20 protein-coding genes are annotated in these 20,736 nt (G+C 66.5%); 11 read left to right on the forward strand and 9 right to left on the reverse strand.

Annotated elements, in window-relative coordinates:
- Nucleotides 1-62: 62 nt before the first annotated feature.
- The gene (locus ABZ827_RS29015; RefSeq protein ID WP_357243428.1) at nucleotides 63-509 is read right to left on the reverse strand and encodes a MarR family transcriptional regulator; all 447 of its coding nucleotides are present in this window, start codon (nucleotides 507-509) and stop codon (nucleotides 63-65) included.
- Nucleotides 510-564: 55 nt separating this feature from the next.
- Here ABZ827_RS29015 and ABZ827_RS29020 point away from each other — a divergent pair, with 55 nt between their 5' ends.
- The 6 genes from ABZ827_RS29020 (at nucleotide 565) to ramB (ending at nucleotide 5,540) form a co-directional block, all read left to right on the forward strand.
- Nucleotides 565-1,788 (forward strand): multidrug effflux MFS transporter, encoded by a 1,224-nt coding sequence (locus ABZ827_RS29020; RefSeq protein WP_357243431.1) that lies wholly within the window; start codon nucleotides 565-567, stop codon nucleotides 1,786-1,788.
- Nucleotides 1,789-1,912: 124 nt separating this feature from the next.
- The gene (locus ABZ827_RS29025) at nucleotides 1,913-3,157 is read left to right on the forward strand and encodes an inorganic phosphate transporter (protein WP_357243434.1); all 1,245 of its coding nucleotides are present in this window, start codon (nucleotides 1,913-1,915) and stop codon (nucleotides 3,155-3,157) included.
- Nucleotides 3,157-3,438: a hypothetical protein gene (locus ABZ827_RS29030; protein WP_357243437.1), complete on the forward strand. Its 282-nt coding sequence runs from the start codon at nucleotides 3,157-3,159 to the stop codon at nucleotides 3,436-3,438. The genes ABZ827_RS29025 and ABZ827_RS29030 overlap by 1 nt, the downstream gene beginning before the upstream one ends.
- A gap of 1 nt (nucleotide 3,439) precedes the next feature.
- Nucleotides 3,440-3,778, forward strand: a complete 339-nt coding sequence (locus tag ABZ827_RS29035; RefSeq protein ID WP_357243439.1) for a DUF3349 domain-containing protein — start codon at nucleotides 3,440-3,442, stop codon at nucleotides 3,776-3,778.
- On the forward strand, nucleotides 3,778-4,056 hold the full coding sequence (locus ABZ827_RS29040) for a DUF3349 domain-containing protein (protein WP_357243514.1): 279 nt from the start codon (nucleotides 3,778-3,780) through the stop codon (nucleotides 4,054-4,056). Before ABZ827_RS29035 ends, ABZ827_RS29040 begins: the two co-directional genes overlap by 1 nt.
- A 77-nt stretch (nucleotides 4,057-4,133) precedes the next feature.
- On the forward strand, nucleotides 4,134-5,540 hold the full coding sequence (gene ramB / locus ABZ827_RS29045) for an acetate metabolism transcriptional regulator RamB (RefSeq protein WP_357243442.1): 1,407 nt from the start codon (nucleotides 4,134-4,136) through the stop codon (nucleotides 5,538-5,540).
- A gap of 6 nt (nucleotides 5,541-5,546) precedes the next feature.
- Here ramB and ABZ827_RS29050 read toward each other — a convergent pair whose 3' ends face one another.
- Entirely contained in the window at nucleotides 5,547-6,509 is a 963-nt protein-coding gene (locus ABZ827_RS29050; protein WP_357243445.1) for a hexose kinase, read from the reverse strand.
- A gap of 97 nt (nucleotides 6,510-6,606) precedes the next feature.
- The gene (locus tag ABZ827_RS29055; RefSeq protein WP_357243448.1) at nucleotides 6,607-7,608 is read right to left on the reverse strand and encodes an XdhC family protein; all 1,002 of its coding nucleotides are present in this window, start codon (nucleotides 7,606-7,608) and stop codon (nucleotides 6,607-6,609) included.
- Between the two features lie 841 nt (nucleotides 7,609-8,449).
- On the opposite strand from ABZ827_RS29055, the gene aceA reads away from it, so the two are divergent.
- The 5 genes from aceA (at nucleotide 8,450) to ABZ827_RS29080 (ending at nucleotide 16,609) form a co-directional block, all read left to right on the forward strand.
- A complete protein-coding gene (gene aceA, locus ABZ827_RS29060) occupies nucleotides 8,450-9,739 on the forward strand; it encodes an isocitrate lyase (RefSeq protein ID WP_357243451.1) in 1,290 nt (429 codons plus the stop codon).
- A gap of 422 nt (nucleotides 9,740-10,161) precedes the next feature.
- Entirely contained in the window at nucleotides 10,162-11,037 is an 876-nt protein-coding gene (locus ABZ827_RS29065; RefSeq protein WP_357243454.1) for a 3-hydroxybutyryl-CoA dehydrogenase, read from the forward strand.
- Nucleotides 11,038-11,538: 501 nt separating this feature from the next.
- Nucleotides 11,539-13,845 (forward strand): 5-methyltetrahydropteroyltriglutamate--homocysteine S-methyltransferase, encoded by a 2,307-nt coding sequence (gene metE, locus ABZ827_RS29070; protein ID WP_357243456.1) that lies wholly within the window; start codon nucleotides 11,539-11,541, stop codon nucleotides 13,843-13,845.
- A 69-nt stretch (nucleotides 13,846-13,914) separates the two neighbouring features.
- Complete coding sequence (locus tag ABZ827_RS29075) at nucleotides 13,915-14,967, forward strand: NAD(P)-dependent alcohol dehydrogenase (protein WP_357243459.1); 1,053 nt, start codon at nucleotides 13,915-13,917, stop codon at nucleotides 14,965-14,967.
- A gap of 571 nt (nucleotides 14,968-15,538) precedes the next feature.
- Nucleotides 15,539-16,609 (forward strand): trypsin-like peptidase domain-containing protein, encoded by a 1,071-nt coding sequence (locus ABZ827_RS29080; protein WP_357243462.1) that lies wholly within the window; start codon nucleotides 15,539-15,541, stop codon nucleotides 16,607-16,609.
- A 32-nt stretch (nucleotides 16,610-16,641) separates the two neighbouring features.
- On the opposite strand, the gene ABZ827_RS29085 is transcribed toward ABZ827_RS29080, so the two are convergent.
- From ABZ827_RS29085 to ABZ827_RS29110, 6 genes are all read right to left on the reverse strand, one after another.
- Complete coding sequence (locus ABZ827_RS29085; protein ID WP_357243465.1) at nucleotides 16,642-17,208, reverse strand: vitamin K epoxide reductase family protein; 567 nt, start codon at nucleotides 17,206-17,208, stop codon at nucleotides 16,642-16,644.
- Nucleotides 17,205-17,951, reverse strand: coding sequence for a thioredoxin domain-containing protein (locus tag ABZ827_RS29090; protein ID WP_357243468.1), 747 nt, complete (start codon nucleotides 17,949-17,951; stop codon nucleotides 17,205-17,207). Before ABZ827_RS29090 ends, ABZ827_RS29085 begins: the two co-directional genes overlap by 4 nt.
- 147 nt (nucleotides 17,952-18,098) lie before the next feature.
- Nucleotides 18,099-18,944, reverse strand: a complete 846-nt coding sequence (locus tag ABZ827_RS29095; RefSeq protein ID WP_357243471.1) for a polyphosphate kinase 2 family protein — start codon at nucleotides 18,942-18,944, stop codon at nucleotides 18,099-18,101.
- Between the two features lie 13 nt (nucleotides 18,945-18,957).
- A complete protein-coding gene (locus ABZ827_RS29100) occupies nucleotides 18,958-19,698 on the reverse strand; it encodes an ESX secretion-associated protein EspG (RefSeq protein WP_357243474.1) in 741 nt (246 codons plus the stop codon).
- Entirely contained in the window at nucleotides 19,695-20,270 is a 576-nt protein-coding gene (locus ABZ827_RS29105) for a hypothetical protein (protein WP_357243477.1), read from the reverse strand. Before ABZ827_RS29105 ends, ABZ827_RS29100 begins: the two co-directional genes overlap by 4 nt.
- A complete protein-coding gene (locus ABZ827_RS29110) occupies nucleotides 20,263-20,679 on the reverse strand; it encodes a hypothetical protein (protein WP_357243479.1) in 417 nt (138 codons plus the stop codon). The genes ABZ827_RS29105 and ABZ827_RS29110 overlap by 8 nt, the downstream gene beginning before the upstream one ends.
- Between the last annotated feature and the right edge of the window lie 57 nt (nucleotides 20,680-20,736).

The following is a 20,736-nucleotide window of genomic DNA, read 5'->3' on the forward strand; positions in this document are numbered from 1 at the left end:
TGATCGCCGCGAGCAGTGCGGAACCGGGTCCGCGCGGTGGAAAGCCGTGCGGGCCCGGGAGATCAGCCCTTCGCGCCGAGCGCGGCGGCGAGGGCGCGTAATCCCCCCACCGCGGCAACCAGTTTGTCCTGCTCTGCCGGGTCGATCTCGGCGAGGGCATCCAGCACGAGAGCAGTGCGAACCGTTTCCATCTCACGAGCGTGCGCGACGGCCTTGTCGGTCGGGTGGACGCGGTTGCAGCGGCGGTCACCGGGATCGCGTTCCCGGACGATCAATCCGTATTCGGCCAACTGCCGCAGTGCCACGCTCATATTGCTCGGCTGCATACCGGCCAGCGCCGCGAGTTCGCCCGGCGCCGCACCCGGGTTGTGCACGATGAAGCGGAGCGCTTCGAACTGGGTATCGGTGAGCGCCTCGGCTCCGGTGAGCCGAGGTGTCGCCTTACGGACGGCCCGGGCCACCTCGCGCAGCGCGTGATCGAGGTCGCGGAGGTCGGCGGGGTTGCTCATATCGCCATGATAGCTTATGTATTAATAAATAAGTATCTTGGAGGAGGTGCCCTGAATGCCGATCACAACCCGGCCCGGAGTGTCGGGATCACTCTTGGTGGTGCTGGCCCTGTTGTCGGCCGCGGCACCGTTCGCGGTGGATATGTACCTGCCGGCCTTCACCGACCTCGCCGACGATCTGGGAACCAGCGCGACGAACGTGCAACTCACGCTGACCGCCTTCCTGGTCGGTCTGGCGGCCGGGCAGTTGTTCATCGGGCCGCTGTCGGACCGGTTCGGGCGCCGCCGCCCGCTCGTCCTCGCCACCGCGATCACCGTGATCGTGACGGTGATCTGCGCCCTGGCCCCGACCATCTGGTTGCTCATCGCCATGCGGTTCGTTCAGGGGCTGACGGCTTCCTCGGGTCTGGTCATCGGGCGAGCGGTCGGCGCGGATCGCACCGAGGGCGCCGCCACGGCCAAGATCTTCACGCTGTTCTCGGCCATCGGCGGTATCGCACCGGTCGTCGCGCCGCTACTCGGCGGGGTGCTGGTGTCCGCGGGCTGGCGGGCGGAATTCTGGGCGTTGAGCGGGATCTTCCTGCTGATGTTCCTGGGTGCGCTGGCCGTGGTGCCCGAATCGCTGCCACCGGGCGAGCGGCACACCGCCGGATTCGGCGCGACCGTGCGTGGGATCCGGCAGATCGCCTCGGATCGGGGCTACCTCGGCTATATCTTCGCGTTCGCTCTCGGGTTCGCCGGAATGATGGCCTATATCTCGGCCTCACCGTTCGTGGTCGAGGACGTGCTCGGAATGTCCAACCGGGTGTACACGCTGATCTTCGCGAGCAACGCCGCGGGCATGGTGGTCGCCGGCGTTGTGATCTCCCGGTTGGTCGGACGGTTCGGGCCGGGGCCGATCCTGCGAATCGGGCAGGCGGTGATCCTGGTGGCCGCGCTCGCGCTGCTCGGTCTGCTCATCGCCGGCGCTTCCGCGGCGCTGGTACTGCCGGTGCTCTTCGTGATGGTCGCGTCCACGCCGACGGTTATGGGCACGGCGAGCGCACTGGCCATAGACCGTGCCCGGCACGCCGCCGGGACCGCCTCGGCCCTGATGGGTTCGCTGCAGTTCACCCTGGGCGCGGTGGTTTCACCGCTGGTCGGGCTCGGCGGTTCCGGAACCGGTGTTCCGATGGCGGTGGTGATCGTGGTGTGCGCGTGCCTGGGGATGATCGCGCGGCGCTGGGCGGTGACCGCGAGCGCGGCCGTGCGCCCCCAGCTCGACCCGGCCGACGTCTGACCACGGATATTCCGATTACAGACCTGTTCCGCCACCTGGGTAACCCGGCTGCCGGAAATCGGTTCCGCAACCATGCGGCGAACCCCCGTCGGGCACCGCCACCCGGTGCCGCACAATGCAGGGTGTGACAGTTGAGCTACTGATACTGCTGATCGTCATTGTCACCGCGCTGGCTTTCGACTTCACCAACGGTTTCCACGACACCGCCAACGCGATGGCCACGTCGATCGCTACCGGTGCGCTACGCCCCAAGGTGGCCGTGGGTTTATCGGCATTTCTCAACCTGGTGGGCGCTTTCCTGTCAGTGGCGGTCGCGGCGACCGTGGCCGAGGGAATCGTCCGGCTCGACGAGGTGTCCGGGCACGAACTCCTGATCATCGTGTATGCCGGGCTGGTGGGCGGGATTCTCTGGAATCTGCTCACCTGGTTGTTCGGGCTGCCGTCGAGTTCGTCGCATGCGCTGTTCGGCGGGTTGATCGGCGCCACCCTGGCTTCGCTCGGCTGGAGCGGAGTGGTCTGGGGCGGCGACGACGGCGGGGTGCTCTACAAGATCGTGCTCCCCGCTCTGCTCTCGCCGGTTATCGCGGCGCTGGTGACGGCCATCGGGACCTGGTCGGTGTACCGGATCACTCGCGGTGCCGATCATGGCAAGGTCACCACCGGTTTCCGCTGGGGACAGATCGGCTCGGCATCGCTGGTATCGCTGGCCCACGGCACGAACGACGCCCAGAAGACCATGGGGGTCATATTCCTGGCGCTGGTCGCCCACGGCAGTATCACCGCCGATGAGATCATGCCGATCTGGGTGATGGCGGCCTGCGCGTTCGCCATCGCGGCCGGCACATATCTCGGTGGCTGGCGGATCATCCGCACCCTGGGCAAAGGGCTGGTGGAGATCGAATCCCCGCAGGGTTTCTCGGCCGAATCGGCGTCCGCGGCCATCATCTTGACCTCCGCGCATTTCGGGCTCCCGCTGTCGACCACGCAGACCGTCACCGGCGCGATTCTCGGAACCGGTCTCGGCCGGGGAGCCGAAGTGCGGTGGGGTGTGATGGGACGGATGGCGGTCGCCTGGCTGCTGACGCTGCCCGCGGCGGGGATCGCGGGCGCTCTGTGCTGGGCGCTGGCACACTATATCGGCGGACTGGCGGGCGTCCTGGTCGTTTTCGCGCTGCTGGCGGCGCTGGCGGGCCAGATCTACCGGCGCTCGCTGCGCGATAAGGTATCCAGCCACAACGTCAACGATCCGCCGGACCACTCGCAGACCACTTCGCCGCCGGATCCGCCGGGGGCGTCCGATTCCGCCGGCCCCCCGCCGGCGGCCGGGTCGCCGGCCGCGCTCCGGTCCACTCCTGGCGAGGAGGCATGATGTCGACTCTGCTGACCCACCTGCGGTCGCTGTGGGACGTATCGCTGGCTGCCCTGATCCTGGGCGCGGGGGTGCCCATGCTCTTCGCGCTCGGGGTGCGGTGGTGGTCGGCCGCCGAGGTGGCCGCCGCCGACGGCTCCATCCGGCGGAACCCGGCCGCGCTGGCCGGTGCTTGTGTATGCCTGCTGGTCGTAGTCACGGTGGTCGTCGCCGGGGTACTTTTCGTCGCCAAGGGTTTCCTCGCGGACCGGTTCGGTATCCACCTGTTCGGGGAGGGCTGAGATGACCCCGGGCGAGGAGCCGCCGCAACGGCAGGGCTTGCTGACGCGGATCGTCGCGTGGCTGCGGGCCGGGTATCCGCAAGGCGTGCCGCGGACGGATTATGTCGCGCTCTTCGCGGTCCTGCATCGAGATCTGACCGAACACGAGGTCATGCTGGTGGCGGAGGAGGTGTTGCGGGACCGCCTGGAACAGGAAGATATAACCCACGCGGAGATCGAGGCGGCGGTGAAACGGGTGGCCAAGGAGCAGGCCGGTCCCGAAGATACCGCGCGCGTGGCCGCGCATCTGGCTGCCGGCGGCTGGCCGCTGGCCTCACCTTTGTCCGAGGAGGGGTCGTGATGCCCCGAGTTCTGTACGCGGTGATCGACTGGTTGCGCCGGGGATATCCCGACGGGGTGCCGGAATCGGATTACATCCCGCTGGTCGCCCTGCTGCGGCGGCGGCTCACCGATGACGAGGTCGAACAGATCGCGGCCGAGGTGCTGAATTCCCCCGCGCATCGACTCGACCCCACCGATATCCAGGTGATGATAACCGAGGTCACCGACGAGATGCCGTCCGAATCCGATGTAGAACGGGTGCTGTCGCGGTTGGGGCCGCCGGACTGGCCGGAATGAAACCCGGCGGCGGCCGCGGCTCGCATTTTCTGCTAACCCTGTTATGGCAGCTTGCGAAGACGGCCTAAACTGGACGCATGGCCAAGACCTACGTCGGCGCCCGGCTCCGGCAATTACGGACCGAACGCGGGCTGAGCCAGGTGGCGCTGGCCCAGCAGCTGGAGATATCGGCCAGTTATCTCAATCAGATCGAGCACGATGTCCGGCCGCTCACCGTGCCGGTTCTGCTGCGGATCAGTGAGGTATTCGGAGTCGAGGCGACCTTCTTCTCGCCGCAGGACGACACCCGGCTGATCGCCGAACTACAAGAAGTCGTGATGGATCAGGAACTGGGTATCGAGGCCGATGCCCGGGAGATCGCGGAAATGGTCTCCGCCCACCCGAGCATGGCCCGGGCCCTGGTCAATATGCACAACCGCTACCGCAACACCAGCGCCCAGCTGGCCGCGGCCACCGAGGACCGGTTCGCCGACGGCGCGGGCAGTGCCACCATCAGCAAACCGCACGAGGAAGTGCGCGACTACTTCTACCAGCGGCAGAACTATATTCATCCGCTCGATACGGCGGCCGAGGAACTGGCCAACCGCATCCGATTCCATGGCGGCGACGCGCACAGCGAGATCCCCAAGGTGCTGCGCACGCACGGCGTGCGGATCATGGAGCGGATCGATCTCGGCGAAGGCGTCCTGCACCGCTACGACCCGGACGATCAAGTACTCGAAATCGCCCCGCATCTCTCCGGCGGACAGCGCCTGTTCAAACTGGCCGCGGAACTGGCCTACTTCGAATGCGGCCCACTCCTGGAAAAACTCGTGGACGAGGGGAACTTCTCCGGCCCGGACGCGCGCCGGCTGGCAATGCTGGGCCTGGCGAACTATTTCGCGGCCGCGACTGTTCTGCCCTATACCTACTTCCATGAGGTCGCGGAGGATTTCCGCTACGACATCGAACGGTTGTCGGCCTTCTTCGCCCAGAGCTACGAGACGATCTGCCACCGGCTGTCCACGCTGCAGCGGCCGGAATTACGGGGCGTGCCTTTTTCTTTCGTCCGGGTGGATCGCGCCGGCAATATGTCGAAACGACAGTCCGCCACTGGTTTCCATTTCTCCTCCAGCGGCGGCACCTGCCCACTCTGGAATGTGTACGAAACCTTCGCCTACCCCGGAAAAATCATGACGCAGATCGCGCAGATGCCGGACGGCCGCAAATATCTGTGGGTCGCCCGCACGGTCGAACGCCGCGCGACTCGTTTCGGGCAGCCGAGCAAAACGTTCGCCATCGGGCTGGGTTGCGAAATCCGGCACGCGACACGAGTCGTGTACGCGGACGGAATCGACCTGCGGGAAGTGAACGCGACACCGATCGGCGCGGGTTGCCGCGTATGCGACCGCACCAACTGCCCGCAACGCGCTTTCCCGCCATTGGGTAAAACGCTGGATATCAGCGAGCACCGGAGCTCGGTATCGCCGTACGTTCTGAAGTGACCGGTTTCAGGCCGATTCGGATCCTGATGTGGGTGTGTCCAGCTCGGAGACGACAACGGTGGGGGTGAGATGCCCACGCAACCGGCGGTCTATTTCGCCGGCGACGGGAATGACCACCGAAGCGGCCGAGGTAGCCACCGCGTCGACCAGGATCGAAGGCCAATCGGGGGCGTTCGTGCTCGCGAGCGCCGCGACCACCGCGGCGGATACGGGATCGCCGGCGCCGGTCGGGTTCCCGGTGAGCGGTTCGGGCAGATGAGCGTCCCAGGCGCCGTCGGGGGTGACCGCGACCATGCCGAGTGGGCCGCGGGTGATGATCACCGCGCCGGCCCCGCGATCCACCAGCGGCCGGGCCGCCGCGGTCAGCGTGGCCGGTGTATCGGCGTTCGACCGGGTCAGTGACCCGAATTCGCCGAGCCCCGGTAGCAAAACCACTCCGGGGACCCGGGAGGCCATCCGCAAGGCGGGTCCGTCCAGGTCACACACGGTAGGGACACCGGCTTCGAGGGCGGCATGGGCGATCCGCGCGGGCAAGCCGGGATCGATCCCCTCGGGCAGCGAGCCCGCGATCACCAAACCGGAGATATGCGGCAGCATTCCCGAGACCCGGACCTCGAGCTGTTCGGAAGCATGCGGGTTGGCCACCCGTGCACCGGGTTCGCGAAGGGCGGTCGCGGTACCGGTATCGGATTCGCTGATCACCACCGTGCGCCGGACCCACGGCAGGGCGTGGACGAAATCCACCGGCATCTCGGATTCGGCGGCCGCGGCGAAGGCATGATCGGCGAATCCGGTGGCCCGGGCATAGCGCCCCAGCTGGTTCAGCACCCGCGTCACATTGATGCCTTTACCGCCGAGACGTTGCTCGACCGAGCGAACCCTATGCGTCTGACCGGGGGTGAATTTCTCGACCCGGTAGGTCACATCGTATGCGGGATTCATTGTCACGGTGAGGATCACGAGAACCACTGTCCACGAGTGTCGGCCCACCGCAAATCCGGACGGTCGGTGTGCGGGGGTGATTTCGGTCGCCGGGCGGAGAGAACGGGCTCGAGGTATGGCGGACTCAGATCGCTGCCTCCGCGGGGAAGGGGACGGATATCCGGCCGAGCCGGCCGTTACGCGCCGCCACCAGCTCCGCCGCGACAGCCAGCGCGGTCTCGGTGGCGGTGGCGGCACCGATATCCATTCCGGCCGGTGTGTGCAGCCGGGCCAGCATCGTCTCGTCGAACCCGCTGGAACGCAGTTCGTCGAGGCGGCGGGCACTGGTGATGGCCGAGCCCACCGCCCCGATATAGCCGACCTCGGGAAGTCGCAGGGCCACGGTGAGCAGCGGAATCTCGAATTGCGGATCGTGGGTGGCCAGCACGATTCCGGTCGACGAGTCCACCTCGCCCTCGGAAACCAGCATGTTCAGATACCGGTGCGGCCAATCGCAGACCACCTCCGCGCCCGGGAACGATTCCGGTACGGCGAAGGACGGCCGGGGATCACAGATGGCGACCCGGTGGCCGAGCAGTTGGGCCTGCGCCGACAGCGCGGCGGTCGTCGTCGTGGCACCGAAGATCACCAGCAGCGGGGGCGGGGCGAACGAGGCCACGAAAATATCGGATTGCGGTAGCGAGACGAGCTCGGTCGCATGCCGCTTATCGGTTATCAGATGCTGCCCGATCATTCCCGGTTCGGGATTCCAGACGACAGTGAAAACCGTAATCCGCCGATGCGCGGCGATTTCTGTGGCAATTGTCGGGAATTCCGGGAAATGGCCACGGGAGAACGGCTCGGTGAACACGTCGATGACCCCGCCGTCACCGCCCGAATCGGGGCCGGGCACGGTGAGCCGATGTAATGCGCGCTGCCCGGTCCGGGCCGACTCCACGGTGGCCTCGTACACGGTGTCCTCGATACCGGTGGACGCCATGGATCCGTAGATCATCCCGTCCGGGTCGACCAGCATCGCCGTACCCACCGGGGTATCCACCAGCCCCCCGGTACGCACGATGGTGGCCAGCCCGCCCGTCCGGCCCGAACGCCATACCTGCAGCAGGTCGTCGACGATGTCGCGCATCAACAGCTCCGATCCCACCGTGCGACGGAGGGCAGGCGCTCACCATCGGCACCCGTCACCGATGACCGCGCACGTGACGGTCACCCTAGCGCTGTTCCGTGAGAATTTGGCACGCCTGCGAAAATCTTGTCGGACCGGCACATGAATGCTGTGTTTTTTGGCGCCGCCTCCGGCGGCGCGGGGTTCGGGGCCCCCTTGGTCTCGTTCTTCACTCCCGCCGGTCGGTCGCTGCGCTCCCTTCCTCTGGTCGCTCCAGAACGAGACGGGCCCCGAACCGCCGAGGTGGACCGGCCGCATGCGGAGAAACGGGTGGGGTCGCATGCGGACCGAATGGTTGTAGGGGAATAAGACGCGCCCAGCGGCGGCGGCTGAGCCCGGCGAGTCGTGGAAGGCCTGCACCCGCGTCCCACCCCGCACCTCCCGCACCCGCGTTTCCCTCCGCATCTTCACAATCAGGCCCGCCCCGCCCCAAACTGAAGGCACCCAACCTCAGTTATGAACGTGCTCACAGCCCCCATCCCGTGTCCGCGAGTCGAGCCGGGGTCGCTGCCTCCGCTAACAGTACGAGCGTTACGCTAAAATCCCATGTCAGAGCTACTCGCCAGTAGATTAACTCATGGCAATGCCATGGCTATTTTTGCAGGCTTAACAATCTTGTAGCTGATCCTAGCTCGGATTCACAGAAGCAACAGGTAGACGACGTTTTGATCGTGTGCCAAGGTGTGGAAGTACACCCGCTGGGCATTGCAAGCCTGCAAATCGCCGATCCAGCAGTGCGGGGCGGCAACACCCCGTCGACGCAGACCGGCGGACCGACCGAACAAGGAAGTGGAGTCCCACGATGTCGACCACCGGCACCCCGAAGACCCCCGAGGAAATCCAGCAGGATTGGGACACCAACCCCCGCTGGAAGGGCGTCACCCGCAACTACACCCCCGAGCAGGTGTCGAAGCTGCAGGGAAGCGTCGTCGAGGAGCACACCCTCGCGCGGCGTGGCTCGGAGATCCTCTGGGATCTGGTGAACAACGAGGACTACATCAACTCCCTGGGCGCCCTCACCGGCAATATGGCGGTCCAGCAGGTCCGCGCCGGCCTCAAGGCCATCTACCTGTCGGGCTGGCAGGTCGCCGGTGACGCGAACCTCTCCGGTCACACATACCCCGACCAGAGCCTCTACCCGGCCAACTCGGTGCCCGCCGTGGTCCGTCGCATCAACAACGCGCTGCTGCGCGCCGACGAGATCGCCAAGGTCGAAGGCGACACCTCCGTCGAGAACTGGCTGGCCCCGATCGTGGCCGACGCCGAAGCCGGCTTCGGTGGCGCGCTGAACGCCTACGAACTGCAGAAGGCCATGATCGCCGCCGGTGCCGCCGGTGTGCACTGGGAAGATCAGCTGGCCTCGGAGAAGAAATGTGGCCACCTCGGTGGCAAGGTGCTCATCCCCACCCAGCAGCACATCCGCACCCTGACCTCCGCGCGCCTGGCCGCCGACGTCGCCGAGGTCCCCTCGGTGATCATCGCCCGCACCGACGCCGAAGCCGCCACCCTCATCACCTCCGATGTGGACGAGCGCGACCGTGAGTTCCTGGACGGCACCCGCACCGCCGAGGGCTTCTTCGGTGTGAAGAACGGCATCGAGCCCTGCATCGCGCGCGCCAAGGCCTACGCCCCCTACGCCGACCTCATCTGGATGGAGACCGGTATCCCGGACCTCGAGGTCGCCCGCAAGTTCGCGGAGTCCGTGCGCAGCGAGTTCCCGGACCAGCTGCTGGCCTACAACTGCTCGCCGTCCTTCAACTGGAAGGCGCACCTGGACGACGCCACCATCGCGAAGTTCCAGCGTGAACTCGGCGCCATGGGCTTCAAGTTCCAGTTCATCACCCTGGCGGGCTTCCACTCGCTCAACTACGGCATGTTCGACTTGGCCTACGGCTACGCCCGCGAGGGTATGACCGCCTTCGTCGACCTGCAGGAGCGCGAGTTCAAGGCCGCCGCCGAGCGTGGCTTCACCGCCATCAAGCACCAGCGTGAGGTCGGCGCCGGCTACTTCGACACCATCGCCACCACCGTCGACCCCAACACCTCGACCGCGGCGCTCAAGGGCTCCACCGAAGAGGGCCAGTTCCACTGAGTTATGCGCCACTCCGGCGACGCCGGGTTGCGGTTCCCTGGAAACGGGAGCCGCAACCCCACCGGCCCGGTTCCGGGTTCGCCCGAGCCGGACGTGGTATCCGTAACGGATACCGGCAACCACTACTTCGGTAGGGGTGTACCCGCCGCCCCCTCGCAACAGCCCGGCGAGGGGGCTTCGGTGCCTCTACCGTGGATCACAGAAGCACAAGCCTCCGAAGTACATTCGGCACACCCTCCTCTCACCTCCCGACCTGGTGAAACGTTTTCCACAGGCTCACCTTCACGGTTCGGGGCCCGTCTCGTTCTGGAGCGACCAGAGCGAAGGAGCGCAGCGACTGAGCGTCGGGAGTGAAGAACGAGACCAAGGGGGCCCCGAACCACGCGACGCCGGAGGCGGCGCCAAAAGATACAGGAGCGGACGTGAGCAGCAGCAGCGAAAAGATTCAGCGCGTCGGTGTTATCGGCGCCGGACAGATGGGCGCCGGCATCGCGGAGGTGTGTGCTCGCGCGCATGTCGATGTGCTGGTGTACGAGCAGACCCGCGAGCTCGCGGCGGCCGGCCGGTCGCGCATCCTGCGATCGCTGGACCGCGGCGTGAGCAGCGGCAAGATCACCGAGCGGGAGCGTGAACAGACGGCCTGGCGGCTGCGGTTCACCTCCGACCTGGGCGATTTCGCCGACCGCCAGCTCGTCGTCGAGGCCGTGCTGGAAGACGAGAAGGTCAAGACCTCCATCTTCGCCGAACTCGACAAGGTGGTCACCGACCCGGCCGCGGTGCTCGCCTCCAACACCTCGTCGATCCCGATCATGAAGATCGCGGTCGCCACCAACAACCCCGAGCGGGTCGTCGGTATGCACTTCTTCAACCCGGTGCCGGTGCTGCCGCTGGTCGAATTGGTGACCACGCTCAAGACCGGCGCCGCGGTCTCCGAACGCGCCGAGAAGTTCGCCGCCGAGATCCTGGGCAAAGAGGTCGTCCGTTCCTCCGACCGCTCCGGTTTCGTGGTGAACGCACTGCTGGTGCCGTACCTGCTCTCGGCCATCCGCATGGTCGAATCGGGTTTCGCCACCAAGGAAGATGTCGACAAGGCGATGGTCCTCGGCTGCGCCCACCCGATGGGCCCGCTGGCGCTCACCGACCTGGTCGGCCTGGACACCGTGAAATCCATCGCCGACTCGATGTACGGCGAATTCAAGGAACCGCTCTACTCGGCCCCGCCGCTGCTCATGCGCATGGTGGAAGCCGGACTCCTGGGCAAGAAGACCGGCGCGGGCTTCTACCAGTACAGCAAGTAAGAACGTGCCGGACATACGTACGGCGCTGCGCGCTCAGCTCGTACGGAGCTCGGTAAGACCTCGCTGAGGCTGCATAGATGCGACGCTCTTCCGCGGACCCCGTAGCTACGTTCCTTCGACGGTCCACACTCCTGGGCGGGGCCCGCCCGGTTCTGGAGCGACCAGAGCGAAGGAGCGCAGCGACTGAGCGCCGGGAGTGAAGAACCGGGTTAATAGGGCCCCGCCCTCGAGCCGCGGAGCGGCTCCAAAATTACAGCCCGCCCCTTCGCGGATGGTATGCCCGAGACCAGGATCAGCAGAGTCTCGACACCGCAACGCAAGAGGCGGCGCCAAGAAATGGCGCCCGGAAATGGCGCCAAGAAATACAGCAGCGGAGGAAACTGCGGACGGACCCGAGATCGGAAGACCCGTGATCGAGGGAACCGACCCGCGGCGCCGGAGCCGGCGCCGGAAATACAGCCCCGCGGCGCCGGAAGCGGCGCCAAAAACACGGAGGTCGACATGGTCAACGTCAGTGAAGGATTCGGGTCGAGTGTGCTCGGATATCCCCGGATCGGTCCGCACCGCGAGCTCAAACGCGCGCTCGAGGCCTACTGGCGGAAGGCGATCACGCAGGAGGAACTGCGCGCGGTCGGGCGGGATATCCAGGAACAGCAGTTCAACGAACTCGCCGCAACCGGGCTCACCCAGGTTCCCGGTAACACCTTTTCCTTCTACGACCATGTCCTGGACAACGCGCTGCTGTTCGGGGCCGTCCCGGCGCGGTTCGAGGAGTTCCGCGCGGATCTGGATCCGCTGGACCTCTATTTCCTGATGGCCCGCGGCCGGCCCGATGTGCCGCCGCTGGAGCTGGTGCGTTTCTTCGGGACGAACTACCACTACCGGCAGCCGGAACTCGACGCCGATACCGAATTCTCCCTGCACCCCGAGGCGCTGCTGGACGAATGGGATCGCGCGATGGCCGCGGGCATCGAACAGCGCCCGGTGGTGCTGGGGCCGGTGTCGCTGCTGCTGCTGTCCAAAGCGGGCAGTGTGCCCGGTGAATCGGCAGGCTTCGACACCATCGAGCTGCTGGACCGGCTGCTGCCCGTCTATGAGCAGTTGTTCGAGATCCTCGCGCGGCGCGGCGCGACCTGTGTGCAGCTCGACGAGCCGTGTTTCACCGCCGAGCGATCCGACGCGGAGCTCGCGGCGTTCGAACGTGTCTACGACCGGCTCTCGAAGGCTCCGCTGCGGCCCCGCCTCCTGGTCACCGGGCAATACGGCGATTTCGGTGAGGCGCTGCGCATTCTGGCCGGTACCGCCGTGGAGGCGATCGGCCTGGATCTGGCGTCGTACCGGATCCGCCCGGAGGATCTGGCGGCGGTTCCGGGTATCCGGCGCAAACGGCTGTATGCGGGCGTGATCAGCGGCACCAATGTGTGGCGGGCCGACCGCTACGTCACCCTGGAATACCTGAACGAACTCGCGAAGGTGTGCCCCGACCTCGTGGTTTCCACCGGGACCACATTGCTGCACGTGCCCTACGATGTGCTCGCCGAATACGATATCGACGGTAATGTGGCCGACCGGCTGGCTTTCGCGAAACAGAAGGTCGGTGAGGTCGTCTCGCTGGCGAAAGCACTGACCGAGGGTCCGTCGGACAAATGGCGGAAACGTCCCGGCGAAGTGCATTTCAAGCAGAAGCACGCGGTGCGCCAGCGCGTCTATGCGATTACTCCGCAGATGCGTGAGCGCGAACCCTATTCGGTGCGCCGGGCCGCGCAGCAGGAAAAGCTGCAATTGCCGATGGTGCCCGCGACCACTCTGGGGTCGTACCCGCAGAGCGCCGAAGCCCGGCAGGCCCGCCATCATCTCGGTGAGGGGCGGATCTCCTACGACGAATACCGCAAGAAGATCGAGGCCGAAATCGGGGCGACAATTGCCCTGCAGGAAGATATCGGGCTCGATGTGCTGGTGCACGGCGAGCACGAACGCAACGATATGATCCAGTACTTCGCCGAGCTGCTGGACGGTTTCGCGACCACGCATTTCGGCTGGGTGCAGGTGTACGGATCGCGCTGTGTGCGGCCGCCGATCATCTACGGCGACGTGTCCCGGCCGGCGCCCATGTCCGTCGACTGGATCACCTACGCACAGTCGCTGACCGACAAACCCGTCAAAGGTATGGTCACCGGCCCGGTCACCATGGTGGCGCGCTCGTTCGTCCGTCAGGATCAGCCGCTGTACGAAACGGCGGATCAGGTGGCGCTGGCCATCCGTGACGAGGTCGTCGATCTGGAACGCGCCGGCATCGGCATCATCCAGGTCGACGAGCCGGCCCTGCGGGAGCTGTGGCCGGCCCGTCCGGAAGGCCGCGCCGAGTATCTGCGCTGGGCGATCGGCGCGTTCCGGCTGGCGACCTCGGGCGTCCGTCCGGATACCCAGATCCACACGCATATCCCGTACTCGGGCCGTACCGAGATCGTCGAGGCCATCGATCAGCTGGACGCCGATGTCACGGCGATCGTCGCGACCCGGTCCATCGAATGGGTGCTCAAGGCGCTGGAGGAGGACTATGCCTCCGGGCACGGTCTGAGCCACGGCGTCGGCCCGGGAGTCTACGAGAGCCGTTCGGCCCGGATTCCCGATATCGACGAACTGGACGAGTCGCTCACCGCCGCGGCGGCCGCGGTCGGGCCCGAGCGGCTGTGGGCCAATCCCGACGGGGGTCTCAAGACTCGCCACCACTGGCAACTGGACCCTGCGCTGCGCAATATGGTGGCCGCCGCCCGCCGGGTCCGCCGGCGCTTGGCGGCAGCCGAGTAAGCGCTGTCACTGTGAGTTGTCCCGCCCGGACGTTGGCAAACCCGAGCATGCGACGGTAGGCATTAACGCATGAGTAGTGCTGCCGCATACGCCATGGCCGGTCCGGACGCCGCGTTCGAGAAGGTCACCATCGAGCGCCGGGCGCTCGGCCCACAGGATGTCCTGATCGATATCGCCTATGCCGGAATCTGTCATTCCGATATCCACACCGCGCGCAATGAATGGGGCGGTGCTGCCTACCCGTGCGTACCGGGGCACGAGATCGCGGGCACGGTGGCGGCTGTCGGGTCCGCCGTGACCCGTCATCGCGTCGGTGATCGGGTGGGCGTGGGTTGTATGGTCGATTCCTGCGGGGTGTGTGAGTCGTGCCTCGAGGGGGAGGAGCAGTACTGCGCGCGCGGTGCCGTGATGACCTACAACAGTCGTGTTCCCGAGGACGTGCAGTCGGGCGGCCATACGCTGGGCGGCTATGCCACCCAGATCGTGGTAACCGAGAACTTCGTGCTCGGTATTCCGGAGGGTATCGACCTGTCGGTGGCCGCGCCGCTGCTGTGCGCGGGTATCACCGTGTATTCACCGCTGCGGCATTGGGGCGCGGCACCGGGTAAACAGGTCGCGATTATCGGAATGGGCGGGCTCGGGCATATGGCCGTGAAAATCGCCGCGGCGCTGGGCGCCGAGGTCACTGTTCTCAGCCATTCCCTGAGCAAGCAGGAAGACGGGAAACGTTTCGGCGCCGATCACTACTACGCCACCAGCGATAAACAGAACTTCCGCGAACTGCGCGGCCGGTTCGACCTCATCATCAACACGGTTTCCGCCGATCTGCCGATCAACGACTATATGAAGCTGCTCCGCCTCGACGGCACGCTGGTCATTCTGGGCCTGCCCGAGCAGCCCCTGACGGTACAGCCGAAGGTGCTGGCCGGTCGCCGGCGCTCGCTGGCGGGTTCGATGATCGGCGGTATAGAGCAGACTCAGGAAATGTTGAATTTCTGTGCCGAACACGGAATTGGTGCGGAAATCGAGCTCATTTCCGCGGACGAGATCGATGGGGCTTACGAGCGGGTTGTGGCCAGTGATGTGCGGTATCGATTCGTGATCGATACCGCGACCATATGAGCCCGGATCGCCCGGTGAATCCGCCCGGCGATCCGGGTGGATCGACCGGCATCGAACAATAGATACTGCCCCGGCAGATTCCTTCTCCACACTGTGGAGAAGGCTGTGGATCAACCCGGATGGACTTGTGGATGGGTGCCCACACCTGGGGATGAATTTCCGGGGTTCGGCGGGCCGGTGCCGTATATCTATTGATTCGGTGTCCGATGGATAACGAATGGGAGCGATTTCCGGCCGGGTGCGGGATTTCGATCTCCATGCGTAAAGCGAACCGTCAGCGACGGTTTTCGCGGGTTCGGACGTCCGTACCGGGATCGGACGCTGTGACGCGGGTGTGACCGTGGCGGATCCGGATAACGAATCCACAGGTGAGACGGTGTGTACTCCCCAGGTTCCGACCGGCCTGTGGATAACTGGGGATACCTGTGGATAACTTTCCGGTCCGCAGGAAAACGGATGGCGAGGCCGCCTTCCGGGCGACAATGGTGTAGTTCGGTCGTGGCGGTGGGAGGGCTCGTTGGACAACCAGTGGCAGGGCACCGGTCCGGATGGGCCGAGCGGCGGAGGACGGGTGCTCATAACCGTCTTCGCCGCGGTGCTGGCGCTCGGCGCCCTCTTCGGTTACCGGGGCGAACTCCCCGGGTTGGGCCGGCCCGGCCCGGATGTGGCGGTCGCGCCGGTCCGGCCCGTGCCGCGGCCCCCGCTGGACGCGGGTGAGGTCACCCGGGATATCTCTCCGGTACTCGTGAACATCACCGCGGCCGCCCGGCCGTTCGGTGCCGCGGCGGCCGGCTCCGGCATCGTGCTCACCCGGGACGGCCAAGTATTGACCAGCCACCATGTGGTCAAAGGCGCGAAAACCGTCCGGGTCACCCGGGTCACCGACGGGGCGGTGTACGCCGCGGAGGTACTCGGCTACGACGTCCGCGCCGATATCGCCCTGCTCTCCCTGACCGGAGCCGCTGATCTGGCATCGGCCCGGATCGGCAGCTCCGCGGGCCTGCGGGTCCGGGACGAGGTCCTGGCCGTCGGCAATGCGGGCGGGAGCGGCACCGCCACCGCGGTCCCCGGGCGGATAAGCGACCTGGACAGCACGATCATGGCCTTCAACGAACAAGACCTTTCCCATCAGGCGCTCACCGGAATGCTGGAGATCGAGGCCCCGGTCAGTTCCGGGCAGTCCGGGGGTGCGCTGACCGATCACACCGGGGCAGTTGTCGGGGTGATCGCGGCCGCTTCCGGGGAACGGGATCCGCCGCCGGGCCGCACCACCGACCCGCCCAACGGTTACGCGGTGCCGATCGACTCCGCTATGCGGATCGTGCGCCAGATCCGCTCCGGCACCCCGACGGAATCCGTCCACATCGGCCCCACCGCGACCCTCGGCGTGCTGATCTCCGATGCCAGTCCCCGCGGTGCGCGGATCGATATGGCGATCCACGGGCTGCCGGCGCAAACGGCGGGCCTGGCCAGTGGGGAGATCGTCACCTCGATCGACGGGCGGTCCGTCACGAGTGCCCGTGCCCTGCGCGCGGCGATCGATACCCGCCGGCCCGCCGAGGTCGTGCGATTGGGTGTGCTGGGGACGAACGGCGGCGAGCGGATCGTTTCGGTGCGGCTGGTGATGGGCACGCCGGGCTGAGGATCCCCGCGGCGGCCAGGGGGAACCGTGGGTCAGAAAAGCGACAGCCAGTAGTCCTGGAACCGTAGGAACACCAGTACCAGCACCACCGCGTAGAAGATCGCGACGAACGTCCAGCGCCATTCCGCGACCACCCGCAGCGCGCCCCGGTCGCTACCCCACAGCTGTTCCGTGAGCACCGCGAGGACCGGCGTGATAATCGCCCAGACGACCATGCAGTACGGGCACAGTGCGCCGATCCGGTACAGACTCTGGAAGATCAGCCAGCAGATGAACAGGGTTCCCGCGGCCGTTCCCAGCCACAACCCGGCCCAGATCCAGCGCGGCAGGCCGATACCCGCGACCGACAGAACGGCCAGCGTGACCAGTACGGAAAATCCGGCCAGCCCGATGATCGGGTTCGGGAAGCCCAGTACCTGCGCCTGATCGGTCGCCATCACCGATCCACAGGACAGCACCGGATTGAGACTGCACGACGGAACGTACCCGGGTTCGCTCAGCAGTTTGAAATCTTCGACCAGCAGGGTGAGCGAGGCGATCCAGCCGGCCAGACCGCCCAGCAGCAGAATCCAGGCGGCCCGCGGTGAGGTCGTGATCACCGGCCCGCAGCCGCCTGGATCGCAGTGGTCAGCGGGGCGGTATCGAAACCGGTCTTCGCCTGGTTGATGGTCAGGTTCACCTTCTCACCGTTGACGAACACCGTGGGTGTTCCGTCGATGCCCTCGGCCAGCGATTTATCCGACATCTCCTTGACGTACCCCTCATAGGTGCCGTCGGTGATGCATTTGTCGACCGCCGGGTCGGTGTAACCGGCATCGTGCGCGATGGAGATCAGCTCCTCGTCCGACAGGCCGGCTCCGCCCTCGCGCGGCTGCTTCTGGAACATCAGCTCCAGCCAGTCCGGGTACTTATCGGTACCGCTGTCGGCGACACAGTAGGAAGCGTTGGCTCCCCTGGTGGAGTAGTTGGTGCTGGACTGCTTGTCCAGATAGCCCACGATGTTGTACTCGATCACGGCATCACCGTCGGATACCGATTGCCGGAGCAGCTCGCTGTGATCGGCTTCGAACTGTTTGCAGACGGGGCACTGCATATCGGCGACGATGCGCACCTTCGCCGGAGCGTCGGGCTGTCCGACCCGGATAGCGCCGTTATCGGTGGCGGCCGCCGGCACCGGCCCGTCGTAATCGGAACCGGAGTTGCGCACGGCCAAGCTGATCCCGATCGCGGCGACCAGCGCCACCAGGACCGCGGTGACACCCACCTGTATCGCGATCTTGCGCTTGCGTTCCGCGCGTTGGGCCGCCGCCAGCGGATTCGGCCGCCCGGGTTGCTTGCTCACCGTGCGTTCACCACGCCTTTCGCTCACCTGGGGGTGCCCCGGCGGGTGGTAATCGGCCCCGCCGGGGGCGGCCGGGGTATCCGGCTCACCGCCCCCATCATTGCCCGGCTTGCTGAGAGTTTCCACAACCGCCGTATGTCGGACCGGTCAGGAACGGTCGAGCCGGCGCAGTTCGGCCGCCGGGTCGAACGTGGCGGCCGGCCACCGCAGATCCAGATTCACCAGGGCCTCGATCAGCAGTTCGGTGACGGCCAACCGGGAGAACCATTTCGCGTCGGCGGGTATGACGTACCAGGGTGCGTACCCGGTGCAGGTGCGGTCCACGACCGCCTGATATGCCCGCTGATAGTCGGGCCAGTACTCGCGTTCGTCGATATCGGCGGGGTTGAACTTCCAATACTTCTCCGGCCGCTCCAACCGCTCCCGCAGCCGTTTCTTCTGTTCGTCCAGTGAGACGAACAGCGCCACTTTCACCAGCGTTGTGCCCGTGTCGGCCAGTTCCCGTTCGAATTGATTGATCTCGTCGTAGCGCTGCTGCCAGACCTCTTCCGGGACCAGCCGATGCACACGGGCGACGAGAACATCCTCGTAATGGGACCGGTCGAATACGCCCAGCTGCCCGCCGCGGGGCAGGGCTCGGCGGATCCGCCACAGAAAATGGTGCTGTTTCTCCTCGTCGGTGGGGACGCCGAAGGCCGCGTGATCGACGCCCTGCGGGTCCACCGAACCGATCACATGCCGCACGATCCCGCCCTTGCCCGCGGTGTCCATACCCTGCAGCACCAGCAGTACACGGCGCCGATCCCCGGACCGGCCGTTGGCATAGAGCTTCTCCTGCAGACCGGCCAGCACCCGGCCGCGTTCGGTGAGCAGCCGCTGCCCGTCCGATTTGCCGCCGCGAAATCCGGGACGGGCCGATGTGTCTATATCGGCGATACGCAGACCGTCGGCGCGCAGCGCCCGGCTCGCGGGGACTTTCCAGTGCTCGGCCATCGATGAAGAATTATCACAGGCCGGGCGTGTTACCGCGGATACGTGCCAGGGCGAGCAGTTTGTCGGCGAATTCGGTATCGCTGACCGGGGCCAGTACCAGCACATCGGCAGTGGTGAGCAGATAGCGGCCGTCGCCCCGGATATCCAGCCAGCTGCGATGCCGGGTGGGCGGGGACATCGGATCGTCCGGGGCCACCGTGACGGTGATGAAACCGCGGGAGTCCACCGGTTCGCGCAGGGTTTTCCGGAACCGGTCGGCATCGCCGGCTTCCCGGCAGGAGGGGATGGGCGCATCGGTGAGCACGGCTTCCTGCGGCTCGTGCAGCGGTCCGTGGCAGCCGCGGCGGGCGGAACCGATCAGCGCGACCAACCGGCTCCCGAGGTCCTGGGCCTGGCACATGTGCACGGTGACCCGGCCGGCTGTGGCGTGCAGGACGGCGGCGTGGTGATCGATGAGGGCGGCGAAGCCGAGAATCTGCTCGGTATTCGGCTGGTCACCGTTACGGGGGAGCACCGAGCGTTCTCCGGAGATGGTGACGGCGGTGGCGTCCGGGCGGGCGCAGAGCATGAGTGCGGCTGCCAGATCCGGGTCGGCCTGTCTGGCGAACCGCTGCGGTAATCGTAGGGCTGCCAGTTCGGATTCGGTCCGGACCGCGCTGGCCGGTGCCAGGTTCACCGGATACGGGCGCCGGTCCAGGCTCGTCTCATTGGCCCAGACGTAACTGAATTCGTCCGGGGTGAATATCCATTTCACCGGCGTGGGCTCCCACGGTCGCCGCCGGTGGACGTATCGGGGAATCTCGGGACCCGATCCCCGGAAGCCGGGAGAGTGGGGAGATAGATGGTGGTCATCGCGTCCTGCGCGTCGGCGGTGGCGGCCGCCGAGGCGATATCGTGGTCCATCCGGCGCCGGCCGCCGTGGACGGCCTCGGCCGCCGGGTCGTCGAGCGGGCGATACGGTTGCGGGGCGGCGAGCGCGGCTCGAAGCGTCTGAGCCGCGTCCGAATTCCCCTCCATGATCCGCTGGACCGCCCGGCACACATCGTGGGTCGCCTCGCCGATACTGATGAAGTTCGACGTGGCATGCCAGGCCGCGCCGGCGGTATGGCCGGACCAGCCCTCGAACTCCCGGCGCGCGGTATCGGCGAATGCCGCGAATGCCGCGGCCACCGCGTCGGCGTTCGATTTCCAGGTAGCGGCCGCCGCGCCGAGGGCAGCCGGGTCGAGTACTTCGTGCACGCGATCCCAGATTTCCTGATGGGTGAAACTGCCGAAACATTCGCGTTCCGGCGCATATGGCGGATCGATATCGGCGGATTCAGCCATATTCGCCGCCTTCTTCGTAAACGGTTTCTCCCGCGACCACGGCGAGCGCGGCCCGGTTGGCGAGATCGGCCTCGGTGAGCCGGCCGGCGGCTGCCAGGTAGGCCGCCTTGAAACGGAGCGCGGCCTCCTGTAGTGCGGTGAGGGTATCGAGGTACTCGACGCCCTTACCGATGAAACCGGCGGCCAGCGCGTGTCCGGTGGGCAGGTCGGGGAAGCCGCCGCTTCCGGTCGTCATGGCGATCCGCCGGCCACCGGCCCGGGCGGCTTCCAGATCGGCGACCAGGGTGTCGCAGGCCGCGGCCAGGCGGAGAGCGACATCCTCGGCGAGTGTGAAGGAATCCGGGCCGCCGGCTGTGGCCGCGGTGTACAACCGGCGGGCCGCGCTCTGGCCGAGATCCGGGACCGGCATCTGGAATCCCCCTTCCGGACCGTTGGCTCGACCGACGACTCTACCGGCCGGTAGCAA

Source organism: Nocardia sp. NPDC019395 (assembly GCF_040632335.1).
In the GTDB taxonomy this organism is placed as follows: domain Bacteria; phylum Actinomycetota; class Actinomycetes; order Mycobacteriales; family Mycobacteriaceae; genus Nocardia.

What these genes read in the sequence shown, in the direction of transcription:
- ABZ827_RS29015 (WP_357243428.1), bottom strand. Translation starts at nt 509, where the DNA reads ATGAGCAACCCCGCCGACCTCCGCGACCTCGATCACGCGCTGCGCGAG.
- ABZ827_RS29020 (WP_357243431.1), top strand. Translation starts at nt 565, where the DNA reads ATGCCGATCACAACCCGGCCCGGAGTGTCGGGATCACTCTTGGTGGTG.
- ABZ827_RS29030 (WP_357243437.1), top strand. Translation starts at nt 3,157, where the DNA reads ATGTCGACTCTGCTGACCCACCTGCGGTCGCTGTGGGACGTATCGCTG.
- ABZ827_RS29035 (WP_357243439.1), top strand. Translation starts at nt 3,440, where the DNA reads ATGACCCCGGGCGAGGAGCCGCCGCAACGGCAGGGCTTGCTGACGCGG.
- ABZ827_RS29040 (WP_357243514.1), top strand. Translation starts at nt 3,778, where the DNA reads ATGCCCCGAGTTCTGTACGCGGTGATCGACTGGTTGCGCCGGGGATAT.
- ramB (WP_357243442.1), top strand. Translation starts at nt 4,134, where the DNA reads ATGGCCAAGACCTACGTCGGCGCCCGGCTCCGGCAATTACGGACCGAA.
- ABZ827_RS29055 (WP_357243448.1), bottom strand. Translation starts at nt 7,608, where the DNA reads ATGCGCGACATCGTCGACGACCTGCTGCAGGTATGGCGTTCGGGCCGG.
- aceA (WP_357243451.1), top strand. Translation starts at nt 8,450, where the DNA reads ATGTCGACCACCGGCACCCCGAAGACCCCCGAGGAAATCCAGCAGGAT.
- metE (WP_357243456.1), top strand. Translation starts at nt 11,539, where the DNA reads ATGGTCAACGTCAGTGAAGGATTCGGGTCGAGTGTGCTCGGATATCCC.
- ABZ827_RS29075 (WP_357243459.1), top strand. Translation starts at nt 13,915, where the DNA reads ATGAGTAGTGCTGCCGCATACGCCATGGCCGGTCCGGACGCCGCGTTC.
- ABZ827_RS29095 (WP_357243471.1), bottom strand. Translation starts at nt 18,944, where the DNA reads ATGGCCGAGCACTGGAAAGTCCCCGCGAGCCGGGCGCTGCGCGCCGAC.
- ABZ827_RS29105 (WP_357243477.1), bottom strand. Translation starts at nt 20,270, where the DNA reads ATGGCTGAATCCGCCGATATCGATCCGCCATATGCGCCGGAACGCGAA.
- ABZ827_RS29110 (WP_357243479.1), bottom strand. Translation starts at nt 20,679, where the DNA reads ATGCCGGTCCCGGATCTCGGCCAGAGCGCGGCCCGCCGGTTGTACACC.